The organism is Ureibacillus endophyticus (assembly GCF_024159215.1).
GTDB classification, from domain to species: domain Bacteria; phylum Bacillota; class Bacilli; order Bacillales_A; family Planococcaceae; genus Ureibacillus; species Ureibacillus endophyticus.
Genome location: NZ_JAMYWW010000001.1, coordinates 2,387,463 through 2,402,581, shown reverse-complemented (window position 1 = coordinate 2,402,581; position 15,119 = coordinate 2,387,463). Strand labels below are relative to the sequence as shown.

The following is a 15,119-nucleotide window of genomic DNA, read 5'->3' as shown; positions in this document are numbered from 1 at the left end:
CTCTCTTTGTTTATTCATAAGTTGAATGAGGGTATCCAAAAAAGTTAAAACTCTTTGGACCTGCGATGGTTGCATCATTCTCGTTGACTATTTTAATATTTTTCTAAATCTCATTGAATCGTATTTTCATATTTTTCATATACTATGAAAAATGCAGAATGGATGAGGTAGTGAACAAAAAGTGGAAATGGATTGCAGCCTTCCTTCTATGTGCACTTGTCTTGATTGGCAATGGGATGCAGGAACGGGGACAAATTAATATCGATGTAAAGAAAATTGTATATAGCTCTGAGGATTTGACGGTAATGCGTAATGTTCTTCGAGAAATTTTTGGTGAAGAATCAGATACGAAAATTACTGTGTCATCTGAGCCAGTAAATCAAGAATTGCTTTCTTTTGTTGCTATCAAACCCTATGATAATGGCTATTTATTAAGCTTCGAAGAGACAATTCCAATTCTTGCTATTGAAAATGGCTTGGTTGTTTATACTGGACATTCTAAGACAACAGGTAAAACAATTTCGGTTTATTATGAAGATAATACAACAGTGACTTATGGAAATGTGGACTCATTTTCTCTCTTACCTTATACTTCGATTGAAAGAGGTAGTACGATTGCCAATAAAGAACCAGGGGATCTATATTTGAAAATTGAACAAGATGGGCGAGTTTTAAATCTTGAAGAAACATTACAATGGATGAAAGAGCATACGCAACCATGATGCGGATGACAATTCATCCATTATTTTTGCCTATTTTGTTTTCAATGATCTTATCTGGGAATGTTTCATATTATGCACTTATCTTAACATCGTTAATAATCCATGAGTTAGGGCATATTGTTGCTGCTTTTTTATGTAAAGTTAAGGTAGAGCGTTGTGTAATTATGCCTTATGGTGGTGAAATTGAATTACAGGGTGGCATTTCATTATCGCCAAACAAGCAGCTTATTATTGCTATTGGAGGTCCTATGGCTACCCTGCTTTGTCTATGTGTTGTCCCTTTCCTCGATCCGTTATTGGCCGACCCTTTATTAAAAATCCAATTAATTTTACTTGGCATTAATTTAATTCCAATTTGGCCCCTTGATGGTGGAAGAATTATTCTATCGTTAATATTATTGATTTATCCGAAAGCACGTTTTTATGAAATGTACTTATCCATATCACTTATTTTGACAATATTAACAATGATTATCACTTTTATTTTGTTACCAAAAACGTTATTTTTATTAGTGTTATCAATTTTTATTTTCTTAAGATTAGTAAGTGAATGGCGATATAGGAAATATCGTCTAGCATTTGAGAAACATGTAATGAAACGGTTGACTTGAAAAAATATATATGTTAGTATTTTAATGTTGTTTGTAGCACCCGTGCTACAACCGCTCTGGGAAGGTTATTAAGTATCGTTAAGATCACCTTTCATTACAGGCGAGTCTGAGTCTAAGAGGAGGTGCAGGTAAATGTACGCAATTATCGAAACTGGTGGAAAACAAATCAAAGTAGAAGCTGGACAAGAAATCTATGTTGAAAAACTAGGTGTTCAAGCTGACGAAGTAGTAACATTTGATAAAGTTTTATTCGTAGGTGGCGAAACAGTAAAAGTAGGTGCTCCTACTGTTGAAGGTGCTACTGTAACAGCGAAAGTTGTTAAAGAAGGTCGCGCTAAAAAAATCACTGTATTCAAATACAAAGCGAAGAAAAACTACCGTCGTAAACAAGGTCACCGTCAACCATACACAAAATTAGTTGTTGAATCAATCAACGCTTAATTAATGAGGTGAACCGAATGATTACGGTTACGATTCATCACGATGAAAATAGACATGTATCTGCATTTGAATTTTCAGGTCATGCTGAATATGATCAAACTGGTAGAGATTTAGTATGTGCTGGTGCATCTACTATTGCCATTGGTACAGTAAATGCTATCTACGCACTTTTAAATATTGAACCGGAAGTTGATCAAGCAACTGAAGGTGGAGGTTACTTACGAGTAGATCTTCCTACTGAATTAGATGCTGATATTGATGCAAAATTACAGCTTATTGTCCAAGTTATGACTGCTCAAGTTTACTCGATGGTTCAAAACTATGGACAATATATTCGAATCAACTACAATCAAGTAGGAGGTGGAACGAAATGAAATTGTTATTATCTTTAGACCTTCAATTTTTCGCTTCGAAAAAAGGGGTAGGTTCTACAAAGAACGGACGTGACTCTGAAGCAAAACGCCTTGGTGCTAAACGTGCTGATGGTCAATTCGTAACTGGTGGTTCAATTCTTTACCGTCAACGCGGTACAAAAATTTACCCAGGTACAAACGTAGGCCGCGGTGGTGATGACACACTTTTCGCTAAAGTTGACGGCGTTGTTAAATTCGAACGTTTAGGTCGCGACAAGAAAAAAGTAAGTGTATACCCAGTTGCTCAAGAAGCTTAATATTATACGAATGCAAAAGGACTGCTAGCCAGCAGTCCTTTTTTATGATTTTAATGCTAAAAGGTACGGAATAAGTACCATACTAATTTAGAGGGTTCTATAATATTTGTTGGGGTTTTACTACAATTTTTGACAATAAAAAAGCACGTAACCACCGATTTCGATATACTTGAATTGACGAGAAACAAGTTATGAAAGGTGATACGTGCAATATGAATTTTAACATGAATATACCAGGATTAAAAGATGTAACAATTCATAAGATGGAGGAGATTGGAGACCGTGTGGCTTTATACGTGTCGCTTCCGAAGAAAGAACATCAATGTCCAGTTTGTAAGAGAATGACCTCTAAAATTCATGATTATCGAGTTCAAAAAATTAAGCATTTAAAATGGTTTGAAAGATTAACTATCCTTTTTTATAAACGCCGTCGTTATGTATGCGAATGTGGAAAACGCTTCTCAGAAAAATCCCCTTTCGTGGATAAATATCAACGTTACTCAAAAGAATGGAACCAAGTTGTTGGAATTCGTTCAGTAAAAGCAAAGACATTTAAGGAAACTGCAGAAGTCCTTGGAACATCTAGTTCAACTGTAATTCGTCGCTTTAAAAATGTTGTAAAAGAACAGTTAAAAGAGGGAGTACATTTACCGAAATGTATTGCAATCGATGAATATAAGGGAGATACCGATGCAGGGACCTATCAACTAATTATTGCGAACGCTGAAACACACGAACCGATTGATATTTTACCAAATCGACGCAAAGAAACGATTAAGGATTATTTAATGAAATATGGAGCAGCTGTAGAAGTAGTGGTAATGGATATGAATCCAAGTTTTAAGGCAGCTGTTAGAAAAGCATTAAATCGCCCCATTATCGTAGCAGATCGATTCCATTTTTCTCGTTATATTTATTGGGCACTAGATGAAGTACGTCGTAAAGTGCAGAAAGAATGGCATCCTTATGATCGTAAAAAGTGTAAGAAAATGCGCCATGTCTTATATAAACGGTTTGATAAGTTAACAGAGAAGAATCGCTGGTATTTAAGACGCTATACAGGGATGTCTAGTGAATTGAGAAAAGCCTATGAACTTAAGGAAGCCTATTGTAAATGGTTTGATTGGGCAAAAACAACTGATGATATAACAGAAGTTAAAAAGAGATTAGAAGCTTTTTACCGTAAGGTAGAAGAAGCAAAGATTCCAGCATTCATAAAAGCGATTCAAACTTTTAAGAATTGGCAAGTAGAGATCTTGAATAGCTTTAGTTTTAGGTATTCAAATGGATTTCTAGAAGGCATTAATAATAAATCGAAGGTAATGAAACGAAATGCTTATGGTTTTAGAAGTTTTAAGCATTTTAAAGCAAAGATTTTATTAAATGATTTATATAAAGAAATCGGGGTTCATTTAGGTTAACAAGGGTGACGTGCAAGAACACATCACCCCAACATTTGACTAAGAACCATTTAGAGAAGGATTAACAATTAGAGTACTTCCTAGTACGAAATGAGTATCTGTATACTGGATAATTGAAATTTTCTCAAAGTATTAATTCTTTTAGAATGTTAGAGAGGAAAATATAAGAAAAACTGTTATACTTAGAAAGATAATAGTAGTAGTTTTTTAAGTTAGTTTGGAGGTTCAAAATGAAGATTCATTCTCTCTCTAATAGTGAAGTTATAAGGTTTGCAAATCACGATTTTATGAACCATCTACAATTGATTAAAATGTATTTAGAATTAGGTAAGGTAGATGAAGCAAAAAATACGATTGAAAATATTTCGGAAAACTGCAAAACCTTATCGAATTTAAATAAACTTAATTTACCAAAAACGGTAGAGTGGCTACAAACATTTCAATGGAGATATCCTTCCATAGACTTTAATTTAAAAAGTCATGTAGAACATCCTGTTAATATGAAAAAAGATGTGCAAATAGTAGAATACTTAGAAAAGACAATTATTCATGTTTATGATCATTTAGATCCATATACAGAGCAACAACTATTTATCGAAGTCGAAACTAATAAGAATGAATTCAAGTTAACTTTGGACTTAAGAGGATATTGGGATGCCCCACAGTTTAAACAGCAAGAATTACCGAATATGAAAGTTCAAACGTATGAGCAAACTAATAAGATATGGAAATATGTTTTAAGCTTGGAACAGGAGTGATAGTATGAGTATGTTTGTTGATCACGTTAAGGTTTATGTGAAAGGCGGAGATGGTGGCGATGGAATGGTCGCTTTCCGTAGAGAAAAATATGTACCGAATGGTGGTCCAGCAGGAGGAGATGGAGGACATGGTGGGAATGTTGTCTTCCAAGTAGAAGAAGGTTTAAGAACATTAATGGATTTCCGCTATAAACGTCATTTTAAAGCTCAACGTGGCGAACACGGAATGAGTAAAGGCATGCACGGTAAAAATGCGGAAGATACAGTGATTAAAGTGCCTCCTGGAACAGTGGTAATAAATGAAGAAACGAAAGCAGTTATTGCAGATTTAGTTGAACATGGTCAAACTGCTATCATTGCACGTGGTGGTCGTGGAGGACGTGGAAATTCGCGTTTTGCAACACCTGCAAATCCTGCTCCAGAACTTGCAGAAAAAGGGGAGCCAGGACAAGAATTAAATGTTATATTAGAATTAAAAGTATTAGCTGACGTTGGTTTAGTAGGTTTCCCAAGTGTGGGGAAATCCACTTTGTTATCTGTTGTATCAGCGGCAAAACCAAAAATTGGAGCTTATCACTTTACAACAATCGTTCCGAACTTAGGAATGGTTGAAACAGAAGACGGCAGAAGTTTTGTAATGGCAGACTTACCTGGATTAATTGAAGGTGCTCACCAAGGTGTCGGTTTAGGTATGCAATTTCTACGTCATATCGAACGTACAAGAGTTATTGTCCATGTAATCGATATGTCCGGAATGGAAGGTCGTGACCCATATGAAGATTATGTTACGATTAATGAAGAACTAAAACAATATAATTTACGCCTTACTGAACGTCCACAAATTGTTGTGGCGAACAAAATGGACATGCCTGATGCAGAAGAAAATTTAATTGCATTTAAAGAAAAGGTTGGCGATACTGTAAAAGTATTCCCAGTTTCAGCTATATCTCGTCAAGGGTTAAAGCCTTTATTATTTGAAATAGCAGATTTACTAGAAGTAACACCAGAGTTCGAGCTACATGAAATAGTCGAAGAAGAAAGCGACACAACAGTACTTTATAAACACGAGAAAAAAGGAGAAGACTTCGAAATTACTCGTGATGATGATGGAGCATTTGTTTTATCTGGCTACAGCATAGAGCGTCTGTTCAAAATGACTGACTTTAGTCGTGAAGATGGAATTCGTCGTTTTGCAAGACAATTACGTGCAATGGGAGTAGATGATGCATTACGTGAACGTGGTGCAACAGATGGTGACATTGTTCGTTTAATGGAATTTGAATTTGAATTTATCGAATAGAGTTTGTTTTTAGGGATTTTGGGGGGAGAGTATGAAAAACGTTGCGAATCAACGGTATTATTTAGTTCGTGAAGATGTATTAACGGATGCAATGCAAAAAACATTACAAGCAAAGCATCTATTGCAAAGTGGTTCTGTATCTTCTATATGGGATGCAGTAAAAGAGGTCGATTTATCACGGAGCGCATTTTACAAATATCGAGATGCCGTTTTTCCTTTCCACTCCATAGTGAGAGAAAGAATTTTAACGATCTTTATCCAGTTACAAGATGAAAAAGGTGCATTAGCAAAGTTGTTAGAAATTATTTCAGAGTCACATTGTAATGTACTTACAATTCATCAAACTATTCCAATTCAAGGACGTGCAAACGTTACATTATCACTAGACGTAACAAGTATGGCCATTGAATTAGATCAGTTAATTCAATTACTGAAAAAATTAGAGTTTGTTGAGTCTGCAGAAGTAATTAGTTCTGGAGCGTTATAAGTGAGGGAAGAGAGCAAAATAGTCTGCTCTCTTTTTTATTTAAACCGAGTAATCTTGTCTATATGATTGGACTCTTTTTTATGTTAAAATTACTGAATAATTAAAAAAGTAGGGGGCTTATACGTGAAACATCAACAATGGGAGAAACGAATTGCCTATTTAGGGCCGGAAGCTTCTTTTACATATTTAGCAACTAAAGGTCTTTTTCCAAATGAATGGTTAATGCCGTTTACAACAATACCAGATTGTATTGAAGCAGTCTCGAATGATCGTGTTGATTTTGCCGTTGTTCCGGTAGAAAATGCTCTAGAAGGAACAGTTACGCTAACAATTGACTATTTATATCATGAGGCAGATTTATATGTTGTAGGTGAAGTGCTATCAAAAATTCAACAACACCTTATGGTAAATAAAGAACAAGTAAATAACTGGCAAAATATTGAAGGGGTTTATTCCCATTCCCATGCATTAGCACAGTGTCATAAATACTTGTTTTACCGTTTTAGTTCGGTTCCATTAAACCAAACATCCTCAACAGCAGCTGCGGCTAAATATGTGGCAGAAAATCCAGATAAATGTATTGCAGCAATAGGAAATACTTCGTCTGCAGAAAAATATGGTTTAGAAATTGTAGAAAGAAATATTCATGATTTCCATTTTAACCACACACGTTTCTTTGTATTAGCTAAAAAGAATTCTAGACTACCAATTGAGACATCAGAAGGAAAATCAAAAACGACATTTATGCTAACACTACCAGAAAATGTATCCGGTGCATTGCATCAAGTACTTTCTGTTTTTGCTTGGCGTCGAATTGATTTAAGTAAAATTGAATCAAGACCATTAAAAACAGGTTTAGGGGATTACTTCTTTATTATTGATGTATTAGCAGATGAAAATGAGCCAATGGTAAAAGGGGCAGTGGAGGAGCTAGGTGCGCTTGGTTGTACAGTGAAGTCGCTAGGTACATATTATACATATTTAACACCTGAGTGAGGAGAGGTCTAATATGAAGGTCGTTCTGTTTGATGGTGAGTGTAATTTCTGTAGTCAAAGTGTTCAATTTATCATAAAGCGTGATAAGAGGATACAATTCAAATTTGCTTCACTTCAAAGTACAAGTGGAAGAGAATTAGTAGAAAAGCATAACATTCCAAAAACAATTGATAGTGTTGTATTAGTTGACAATGATCGTGCCTATACTAAATCTTCGGCTGTATTAAGAATTGCTTTAGGGCTTGACCGATATTGGAAGTTATTGTACGTATTTTTACTCGTACCAGTACCTTTACGAAATATCATTTATGATATCATTGCAAAAAATCGTCACAAACTTTTAAAACAAAACAATGCATGTATGGTTCCTTCTAAAGAGGATTTGGATCGTTTTATTTAAAAAAGTGAGCAGATATTAACAGGTATTTTTGTGCTTAGTTAATATCTGCTCACATATACTATTGTATTATTTTTGAGGAATGATCTCGTAATGTTATCCTTCCACGAGGTAACCTTTCTCTCGTAGTTTTTCTTCGGCTAAATTCAATTGTTCAATAGCAGGAGCGGAAATAACATGAAGATGGGTACCATTTGTTAAAGCAGATAAATAATTTGCATTTGTTTCACTTACACGGTCAATAAAGTTTTGAACATCATTTCGATTTGATAACATCATAGAAGCAGTAATTTCTCCATATACAGGGTGTTCTACGATAACAGATTTTAACGTAACACCGCAATCTACAATAGTTAGCATCTCATCCTCTGCTTGCTCCGCAGTATGTAAACAAACAATTTTGCGTTCGTAGTTTGAAGCAGTGTCTTCCTTATACATATAAAAATAACCTTGGCTAGTGGCAATAATTGGTTCATTACGTGCCTTTAATAAATTCATATCATTGACAATTACTTGCCGAGATACATTTGAATGTTTTGCAAGATCCGTCCCTGTAATTGGTCTTTTTGCATTTTTTAATAAGGATAATAGTTCATTACGTCGTTCTTCACCTAATAATTTCTTCATATTCACACCTCTTTCAAAGTGAAATTCATGTATATCTATTACTCCCTAATTCATAGTTTATCACGAAGGAACTTATTCCTAGAATTTTTTTGTGTCCTTTTCAATTGCTTATCATATTATAAAACGAGAAAAGGAGGATGTTTGTGCGAATTCATATTGTACAAAAAGGTGAGACACTCTGGAGAATTGCTAAACAATACGGGATTGGTCTCGATGAGTTAAAAAGCTTAAATTCACATTTAGCAAACCCTGATTATATTGTTCCTGGTATGGAAATTATTTTACCTGATTCTGCAACACCAACAAAAAGTAATATGACAAAGGAACAGCTAACTGCACCGATGCCAACTAAAGAAATGCAAACGGCGCCTAAAGAAATGCAAACGGCGCCTAAAGAAATGCAAACAGCGCCTAAGGAAATGCAAACAGCACCTAAGGAAATGGTAACACAAGAAATGCCACAAATGGAGATGCCACCATCGCCAAAAGAAAAAATGACACAAGAAATGCCAGCACCTGTCCAACCAATGCCACAACCTGTAATGCCACAATTTGATATGACACCACAATTCCATTTAGATTTTGCACCGCAAATGCATTTTCAACAACCACAGCCACAACCAATGCCAATGCCTCAACCACAGCCAATTTTTATAGAGATGCCAGATATTCATATGCAACATACACATATGCAACCAGTGACGGATAAGGAAAAGGAAATTGAATATGTACCTGTTCCACAACCACAAATCATTTATGTTCCAGTAATGCCACATTTCTATCCAATGCCATGCGGATGCCATGAACAACACTATTACGAGCCGCCGTGTGGTTGCCATGAACAACATCATTATCAAAAACCACCATGTGGATGTCAAGAACAATATGTTCAACATGAACAACAATATATGCAACCTTCACCATGCGGATGTGGTGGAAGTCAAAGTGCTGAAATGATGCCTTATGGTGTACCATATTTCGAACCAAATTATGATATTTCACCTATTATGGAAGAGGACTACCCACACCAAGAAGAACAAGGTGGTTTGCCAGATTGGTTAAAAGATTCTACTGAGCTGCAGCAGTCTGAACAGGTAATGGGAGCATATGATGAAATGAAGGATGAACACCATGACCTTGCTTTTGACGATTCAAAAGTAGCTGATGAATATCATGAGATGTATGAGTTAGATAGTCAATTCTTACCGAAGTCTCAAGCTTATGATGGCCATTATGACAGTCCTCATCATATGATGCCGCATATGCCACACCATATGATGCCGATGCAACAACAACCAATGTATGACAACATGATGCCTCAACAAATGTATCCGAACTGTCAAAGCTATCCATATATGAACCCTTATTCACCACATTACACACCTTGGAAATATTAATATGCAAATAAAAAACAATATATGGAAGCACGAGACGACTAAAGGTACTTTATTTATAAAAAAGTACGAAAATCATGCAGTATATGAAAAAGTAAAACTGATACACAATAAACTAGAATCTATCCAGTTTCCATATGTTATACCATTAAAGAAGAGCAAAGAGCCTAATTTGCTCGTTCAAGTTTGGCAAAATAATAGCTTGAGTGCAGACTTCTCTAATGAACATCAGCGAAAACAAGCGTTAAAAATTTTAAATGAGTTACATGATACGAGTAACTTGATTGATTGGAAAAATGATTATCGCATTCCACGACAACATTTATACCAAAAATGGAATGCACGACTTGAACGTTTTATATTGAGTGAAAAGGAATTACTGCCCTATTTAAATGAAGGGTTTTATGACATAGTTCTCTACGCAAGTAGGGTGTTAAAACAAATGCGTAGGAAAAGACAGAGAGTTAGTGGGAAAATCACTTTACTTCATGGGGATGTTGTTCACCATAACTTCTTAATTTGTGAAGACCAAACCATGAAACTAATTGATTTTGATTTAGCCGTTGTTGGTGATTCCGCAGAAGAAATGATACTATGGATGCACCGAGCATTACCAACAATGAATTACAATATTAAAAAGCTTTTTACTGAAAATCCATTTTTATATGATCTTTGTAGGCAAAAACTGTTTTATTTACAATACCCAAACGAACTCCTAAGAGAATGGCTTTATGTTTTGCAATTAGGTGACTATGAAAAAGAAACCTTCTTAGACTATTTAATGCCATTTACAGAAAAAGCATTAAGACATTGGCCTCAATTAGTTGTTGAAACTGAAAAATTACAATCAAAATAAAACTATGTTACTATTAAACTATTATAAGATGAATTTTGACCGTCTAGGAAATAGGCGGTCTTTCTATTTGTTTAAAAGGAATGTTTAGTACGTGGTCTGATTATGTTATGCTATAATTTTAAAAGTGAAATGTGGGGGAGATCGATGTACGATTATATCATAGGTAAAATTACTAGAATTACGCCAGAATACGTAGTGTTAGAGCAACAAGGAATAGGTTGGCAAATCTTTACACCTAACCCATTTGCTTTTCGAATAAAAGAAGATATACAACAGATTTTTGTACATATGCATGTTCGAGAAGATGCACAATTGATTTTTGGTTTTAAAACATTAGAAGAACGAGAATTGTTCCGAAAGTTAATTCAAGTGTCAGGTATAGGTCCTAAAGGTGCATTAGCAATTTTAGCTAGTGGAAATCCGAACCAAGTAATTTCAGCAATTGAATTAGAAGATGAAGCGTTCTTAGTAAAGTTTCCTGGTGTTGGTAAAAAAACAGCGAGACAAATGATACTAGATTTAAAAGGAAAACTAGGTTCATTACTAGAGCAAGTTGAATTACCAAGTGCAGAAAATGAACTGCCGTTATTTGGGGTAAATCCGAATAAGCATGAACTAGAAGAATCGCTACTTGCCCTTATGGCTTTAGGATACTCAGAAAAAGAGTTAGCAAAAATAAAGCCGAAACTTGAAGAAAATGAACAATTAACAACAACGGAAAGTTATATGAAACATGCACTTCAGTTATTGTTAAAAACAAAGTAAGGAGGGAGAGAAATGTCTGATCGTATCATTTCTAGTGAAGTAAACGAATATGATGAACAATTTGAACTTTCACTCCGACCGTCAAAAATATCACAATATATTGGACAACAAAAGGTAAAGGATAATCTAACTATTTTTATAGAAGCTGCCAAACTTCGACAAGAGAGCCTTGACCATGTCTTGCTTTATGGACCACCTGGATTAGGGAAAACGACATTAGCAGCTATAATTGCCAATGAAATGGATGTTAATATTCGACTTACAAGTGGACCAGCCATTGAAAGACCCGGTGATCTAGCTGCAATTGTTAGCTCACTTCAACCTGGTGATGTACTGTTTATTGATGAAATTCATAGACTACCACGGGCAATAGAAGAGGTACTTTATCCAGCGATGGAAGATTTTTGTTTAGATATTGTTGTGGGAAAAGGACCAGAAGCACGTTCTATTCGTCTTGATTTACCACCATTTACACTTGTCGGTGCTACAACTAGAGCAGGTTCATTATCCGCTCCATTACGAGACCGTTTTGGCGTTTTATTACGACTTGAATATTATGATGAAAACGCATTAACTGAGATTGTTATTCGTAGCAGCAAATTATTCGATGTCGAAATTGACCATCTAGCAGCAAGGGAAATTGCAAAGCGTTCCCGTGGGACACCCCGTATTGCTAATCGTTTATTAAAGCGTGTACGAGATTATGCCCAAGTAATTGGGGATGGTTCGATAACGTTAGCTTTAGCTAACCAAGCATTAGAACTGTTGCAAGTTGACCCGCAAGGACTAGACCATATAGATCATAAGTTAATGATTAGCATGATAGAATCATTTAGAGGCGGTCCAGTGGGGCTTGATACACTAGCTGCATCGATTGGTGAAGAACGGATAACAATCGAAGATGTCTATGAGCCGTATTTATTACAAATTGGTTTTATTCAACGTACACCAAGAGGCCGTGTTGCTACGAAAATAGCATATGAACATTTTGGTTATACTTATCCAGAACAAACATAAAAAAGGAAGAAAACGATGAAAGTAGAAGATTTTGATTTCCATTTACCAGAAGAACTAATTGCACAAACACCTCTAGAGGATCGCACATCAAGTCGATTAATGATTGTGGATCGAAAAACTGGAGAAGTGGAACATAGTTATTTCAAACGTATTGTAGATGAATTACATGAAGGTGATTGCCTTGTATTAAACGATACACGAGTAATGCCAGCACGACTTATGGGTGTAAAAGAAGAAACAGGAGCCCATATTGAATTACTCCTATTAAAGCAAGGGGAAGGTGACGTATGGGAAACGTTAGCAAAACCTGCAAAACGAGTAAAGGTTGGTACAGTAATTTCATTTGGTGAAGGATTACTAAAAGCAACTTGTATCGGTGAACTTGATCACGGTGGTAGATTATTTGAATTTTCATATGATGGAATTTTTTATGAAATTTTGGATAAATTAGGAGAAATGCCACTTCCACCATATATTCATGAAAAATTAGATGACCGTGAACGCTATCAAACAGTTTATTCAAAAGAAATTGGTTCTGCCGCTGCTCCAACTGCCGGATTACACTTTACAAATGAAATTTTAGAACAAATTAAACAAAAAGGTGTAGAAATAGTTTTTATTACATTACATGTAGGTTTAGGCACATTCCGTCCTGTTAGTGTGGACTCCATTGAAAATCATGATATGCATTCTGAGTTTTATAGCGTATCAGAAAGTGCAGCAGAAACAATTAATCGTACAAAAGCAAATGGCGGAAAAGTTATTGCTGTTGGTACAACATCAACACGTACGCTTGAAACAATTGCACAAAAATACGATGGAGAAATACGAGCTGAACAAGGATGGACAAACATTTTTATTTATCCAGGATTTGAATACAAAGCTATTGATGGACTAATTACAAACTTCCATTTGCCAAAATCGACTCTAGTTATGTTAGTGAGTGCACTTACTTCTAGAGAAATTATTTTAAATGCTTATAATAAAGCAGTAGAGGAAAAATATAGATTTTTCAGTTTTGGTGATGCAATGTTTATTCGCCCAATTCGATAACTTCAAAGGATTTTTTTCAGAGAGGAAATTATTTTTTATGACAAAACCAGCTGTAACTTATGAATTAATTAAAACATGTAAACAAACTGGTGCTCGACTAGGGATTGTCCATACACCCCATGGATCATTTGAAACGCCTGCATTTATGCCGGTTGGAACACAAGCAACAGTCAAAACGATGTCACCGGAAGAATTAAAAGAAATGAATGCCGGGATTATTTTATCGAACACATACCACTTATGGCTTCGTCCAGGAAACGAAATTGTAAAAGAAGCAGGCGGTCTTCATAAATTTATGAACTGGGATCGTCCAATTTTAACGGATTCTGGTGGTTTCCAAGTATTTTCACTAAGCCAGTTTCGTAAAATTGAAGAAGAAGGGGTTCATTTCAGAAATCATTTAAATGGGGACAAGCTTTTCTTAAGTCCAGAAAAAGCAATGGAAATACAAAATGATTTAGGCTCAGACATTATGATGGCTTTTGACGAATGTCCACCATATCCAGCAACTTACGATTATATGTTAGCATCTGTTGATCGTACGACTCGTTGGGCAAAACGTTGTAAAGAAGCGCATCAACGTCCGGAAGATCAAGGTTTATTTGGTATTGTGCAAGGTGGGGAATATGAGGATTTACGTAAACGTTCTGCAGAAGCATTAGTAGAACTAGATTTCCCAGGATATGCTATTGGTGGTCTTTCAGTTGGAGAACCAAAAGATATTATGAACCGTGTACTTGAATTTACAACACCATTATTACCAACGAATAAACCGCGTTATTTAATGGGTGTCGGTTCACCAGACTCATTAATTGATGGAGCAATTCGTGGGGTTGATATGTTTGATTGCGTATTACCAACTCGTATTGCCCGTAATGGTACACTCATGACATCTGAAGGTCGTTTAGTGGTAAAAAATGCGAAATATGCCCGTGATTTTAGCCCAATCGATCCAAATTGTGATTGTTATACATGTAAAAATTATACTCGTGCATATATTCGTCATTTAATTCGTACGGAAGAAACATTCGGTATCCGTTTAACGACTTATCATAATTTACACTTCTTATTAAAACTAATGGAACAAGTTAGACAAGCAATTCGTGAAGACCGATTAGGTGACTTCCGTGAAGAATTCTTCGAAAAATACGGATTTAATAAACCGGATGCAAAGAATTTCTAGGTTGAAAATATTGGTTCTATTATAAAAATTATCTTTTCTTTCATAAAAATAGTATTTTGAAATCGCTTTTTATACTGATTTTATACTATACTTATTTAAGTGAGATTTAGAAAGGGGGATTTATACATGGATACGCTTACAGGCTTACTACCAATCCTTATTATGTTCGTTGCAATGTGGTTTATTTTAATTCGTCCTGCACAAAAAAGACAAAAAGCAACTGCTCAAATGCAAAACAGTTTAAAACGAGGAGATCGTGTTGTAACAATTGGTGGACTTCATGGAGAAGTTGAATCAATTGAAGATGCTACTGTTGTTATTAAAGTAGATGGAAACACACGTTTAAAATTCGAGCGTCAAGCAATTGGTCGCGTTATTACTGAGTAAATTAAAAGCTTACTATTGTCGGACAAGTTCTGAC

The 15,119-nt window shown here is 35.4% G+C and carries 19 protein-coding genes and 1 other annotated feature; of the genes, 18 read left to right on the top strand and 1 reads right to left on the bottom strand.

Annotated features, from left to right (window positions below):
- Window positions 1-170: 170 nt before the first annotated feature.
- The 11 genes from NKR20_RS11845 (at window position 171) to NKR20_RS11795 (ending at window position 7,806) form a co-directional block, all read left to right on the top strand.
- The gene (locus NKR20_RS11845) at window positions 171-722 is read left to right on the top strand and encodes a peptidoglycan DD-metalloendopeptidase family protein (protein ID WP_253426917.1); all 552 of its coding nucleotides are present in this window, start codon (window positions 171-173) and stop codon (window positions 720-722) included.
- On the top strand, window positions 695-1,333 hold the full coding sequence (locus NKR20_RS11840) for a site-2 protease family protein (protein WP_245987380.1): 639 nt from the start codon (window positions 695-697) through the stop codon (window positions 1,331-1,333). The genes NKR20_RS11845 and NKR20_RS11840 overlap by 28 nt, the downstream gene beginning before the upstream one ends.
- Window positions 1,334-1,372: 39 nt before the next feature.
- Window positions 1,373-1,451 (top strand) — a sequence feature (ribosomal protein L21 leader region).
- A 14-nt stretch (window positions 1,452-1,465) separates the two neighbouring features.
- Window positions 1,466-1,774: a 50S ribosomal protein L21 gene (rplU, locus tag NKR20_RS11835; protein WP_097072744.1), complete on the top strand. Its 309-nt coding sequence runs from the start codon at window positions 1,466-1,468 to the stop codon at window positions 1,772-1,774.
- A gap of 17 nt (window positions 1,775-1,791) precedes the next feature.
- Window positions 1,792-2,148, top strand: a complete 357-nt coding sequence (locus NKR20_RS11830; RefSeq protein ID WP_253426916.1) for a ribosomal-processing cysteine protease Prp — start codon at window positions 1,792-1,794, stop codon at window positions 2,146-2,148.
- Window positions 2,145-2,444 (top strand): 50S ribosomal protein L27, encoded by a 300-nt coding sequence (gene rpmA / locus NKR20_RS11825; protein ID WP_121212831.1) that lies wholly within the window; start codon window positions 2,145-2,147, stop codon window positions 2,442-2,444. The genes NKR20_RS11830 and rpmA overlap by 4 nt, the downstream gene beginning before the upstream one ends.
- Window positions 2,445-2,656: 212 nt before the next feature.
- The gene (locus NKR20_RS11820; RefSeq protein WP_253422723.1) at window positions 2,657-3,865 is read left to right on the top strand and encodes an ISL3 family transposase; all 1,209 of its coding nucleotides are present in this window, start codon (window positions 2,657-2,659) and stop codon (window positions 3,863-3,865) included.
- 230 nt (window positions 3,866-4,095) lie between these two features.
- Complete coding sequence (locus NKR20_RS11815) at window positions 4,096-4,623, top strand: Spo0B domain-containing protein (RefSeq protein ID WP_253426915.1); 528 nt, start codon at window positions 4,096-4,098, stop codon at window positions 4,621-4,623.
- Between the two features lie 10 nt (window positions 4,624-4,633).
- On the top strand, window positions 4,634-5,923 hold the full coding sequence (gene obgE, locus NKR20_RS11810; RefSeq protein WP_121212863.1) for a GTPase ObgE: 1,290 nt from the start codon (window positions 4,634-4,636) through the stop codon (window positions 5,921-5,923).
- Window positions 5,924-5,954: 31 nt separating this feature from the next.
- Window positions 5,955-6,410, top strand: a complete 456-nt coding sequence (locus NKR20_RS11805) for an ACT domain-containing protein (protein WP_121212833.1) — start codon at window positions 5,955-5,957, stop codon at window positions 6,408-6,410.
- A gap of 123 nt (window positions 6,411-6,533) precedes the next feature.
- Window positions 6,534-7,406, top strand: a complete 873-nt coding sequence (gene pheA, locus NKR20_RS11800; RefSeq protein ID WP_121212834.1) for a prephenate dehydratase — start codon at window positions 6,534-6,536, stop codon at window positions 7,404-7,406.
- A 13-nt stretch (window positions 7,407-7,419) separates the two neighbouring features.
- Window positions 7,420-7,806, top strand: coding sequence for a thiol-disulfide oxidoreductase DCC family protein (locus tag NKR20_RS11795; RefSeq protein ID WP_253426914.1), 387 nt, complete (start codon window positions 7,420-7,422; stop codon window positions 7,804-7,806).
- A gap of 93 nt (window positions 7,807-7,899) precedes the next feature.
- Here NKR20_RS11795 and NKR20_RS11790 read toward each other — a convergent pair whose 3' ends face one another.
- On the bottom strand, window positions 7,900-8,430 hold the full coding sequence (locus tag NKR20_RS11790) for a transcription repressor NadR (protein ID WP_253426913.1): 531 nt from the start codon (window positions 8,428-8,430) through the stop codon (window positions 7,900-7,902).
- Window positions 8,431-8,573: 143 nt separating this feature from the next.
- Here NKR20_RS11790 and NKR20_RS19460 point away from each other — a divergent pair, with 143 nt between their 5' ends.
- The 7 genes from NKR20_RS19460 (at window position 8,574) to yajC (ending at window position 15,085) form a co-directional block, all read left to right on the top strand.
- Window positions 8,574-9,827, top strand: a complete 1,254-nt coding sequence (locus NKR20_RS19460; protein WP_366519725.1) for a LysM peptidoglycan-binding domain-containing protein — start codon at window positions 8,574-8,576, stop codon at window positions 9,825-9,827.
- Window position 9,828: 1 nt separating this feature from the next.
- Complete coding sequence (locus NKR20_RS11780; protein ID WP_121212838.1) at window positions 9,829-10,680, top strand: phosphotransferase; 852 nt, start codon at window positions 9,829-9,831, stop codon at window positions 10,678-10,680.
- 144 nt (window positions 10,681-10,824) lie between these two features.
- The gene (gene ruvA, locus NKR20_RS11775) at window positions 10,825-11,445 is read left to right on the top strand and encodes a Holliday junction branch migration protein RuvA (RefSeq protein WP_121212839.1); all 621 of its coding nucleotides are present in this window, start codon (window positions 10,825-10,827) and stop codon (window positions 11,443-11,445) included.
- Window positions 11,446-11,457: 12 nt separating this feature from the next.
- Window positions 11,458-12,462, top strand: a complete 1,005-nt coding sequence (gene ruvB, locus NKR20_RS11770) for a Holliday junction branch migration DNA helicase RuvB (RefSeq protein WP_121212840.1) — start codon at window positions 11,458-11,460, stop codon at window positions 12,460-12,462.
- Between the two features lie 15 nt (window positions 12,463-12,477).
- Window positions 12,478-13,515: a tRNA preQ1(34) S-adenosylmethionine ribosyltransferase-isomerase QueA gene (queA, locus tag NKR20_RS11765; protein WP_253426912.1), complete on the top strand. Its 1,038-nt coding sequence runs from the start codon at window positions 12,478-12,480 to the stop codon at window positions 13,513-13,515.
- Between the two features lie 37 nt (window positions 13,516-13,552).
- Window positions 13,553-14,698, top strand: coding sequence for a tRNA guanosine(34) transglycosylase Tgt (gene tgt, locus NKR20_RS11760; protein ID WP_121212842.1), 1,146 nt, complete (start codon window positions 13,553-13,555; stop codon window positions 14,696-14,698).
- 126 nt (window positions 14,699-14,824) lie between these two features.
- On the top strand, window positions 14,825-15,085 hold the full coding sequence (yajC, locus tag NKR20_RS11755) for a preprotein translocase subunit YajC (RefSeq protein WP_121212843.1): 261 nt from the start codon (window positions 14,825-14,827) through the stop codon (window positions 15,083-15,085).
- Window positions 15,086-15,119: the final 34 nt, after the last annotated feature.

Bases quoted from the DNA above. Each gene is read 5' to 3' on its own strand.
- NKR20_RS11840 (WP_245987380.1), top strand. From the start codon at position 695: ATGGATGAAAGAGCATACGCAACCATGATGCGGATGACAATTCATCCA.
- rplU (WP_097072744.1), top strand. From the start codon at position 1,466: ATGTACGCAATTATCGAAACTGGTGGAAAACAAATCAAAGTAGAAGCT.
- NKR20_RS11830 (WP_253426916.1), top strand. From the start codon at position 1,792: ATGATTACGGTTACGATTCATCACGATGAAAATAGACATGTATCTGCA.
- rpmA (WP_121212831.1), top strand. From the start codon at position 2,145: ATGAAATTGTTATTATCTTTAGACCTTCAATTTTTCGCTTCGAAAAAA.
- NKR20_RS11820 (WP_253422723.1), top strand. From the start codon at position 2,657: ATGAATTTTAACATGAATATACCAGGATTAAAAGATGTAACAATTCAT.
- NKR20_RS11815 (WP_253426915.1), top strand. From the start codon at position 4,096: ATGAAGATTCATTCTCTCTCTAATAGTGAAGTTATAAGGTTTGCAAAT.
- obgE (WP_121212863.1), top strand. From the start codon at position 4,634: ATGTTTGTTGATCACGTTAAGGTTTATGTGAAAGGCGGAGATGGTGGC.
- NKR20_RS11805 (WP_121212833.1), top strand. From the start codon at position 5,955: ATGAAAAACGTTGCGAATCAACGGTATTATTTAGTTCGTGAAGATGTA.
- NKR20_RS11795 (WP_253426914.1), top strand. From the start codon at position 7,420: ATGAAGGTCGTTCTGTTTGATGGTGAGTGTAATTTCTGTAGTCAAAGT.
- NKR20_RS11790 (WP_253426913.1), bottom strand. From the start codon at position 8,430: ATGAAGAAATTATTAGGTGAAGAACGACGTAATGAACTATTATCCTTA.
- NKR20_RS11780 (WP_121212838.1), top strand. From the start codon at position 9,829: ATGCAAATAAAAAACAATATATGGAAGCACGAGACGACTAAAGGTACT.
- ruvA (WP_121212839.1), top strand. From the start codon at position 10,825: ATGTACGATTATATCATAGGTAAAATTACTAGAATTACGCCAGAATAC.
- ruvB (WP_121212840.1), top strand. From the start codon at position 11,458: ATGTCTGATCGTATCATTTCTAGTGAAGTAAACGAATATGATGAACAA.
- queA (WP_253426912.1), top strand. From the start codon at position 12,478: ATGAAAGTAGAAGATTTTGATTTCCATTTACCAGAAGAACTAATTGCA.
- tgt (WP_121212842.1), top strand. From the start codon at position 13,553: ATGACAAAACCAGCTGTAACTTATGAATTAATTAAAACATGTAAACAA.
- yajC (WP_121212843.1), top strand. From the start codon at position 14,825: ATGGATACGCTTACAGGCTTACTACCAATCCTTATTATGTTCGTTGCA.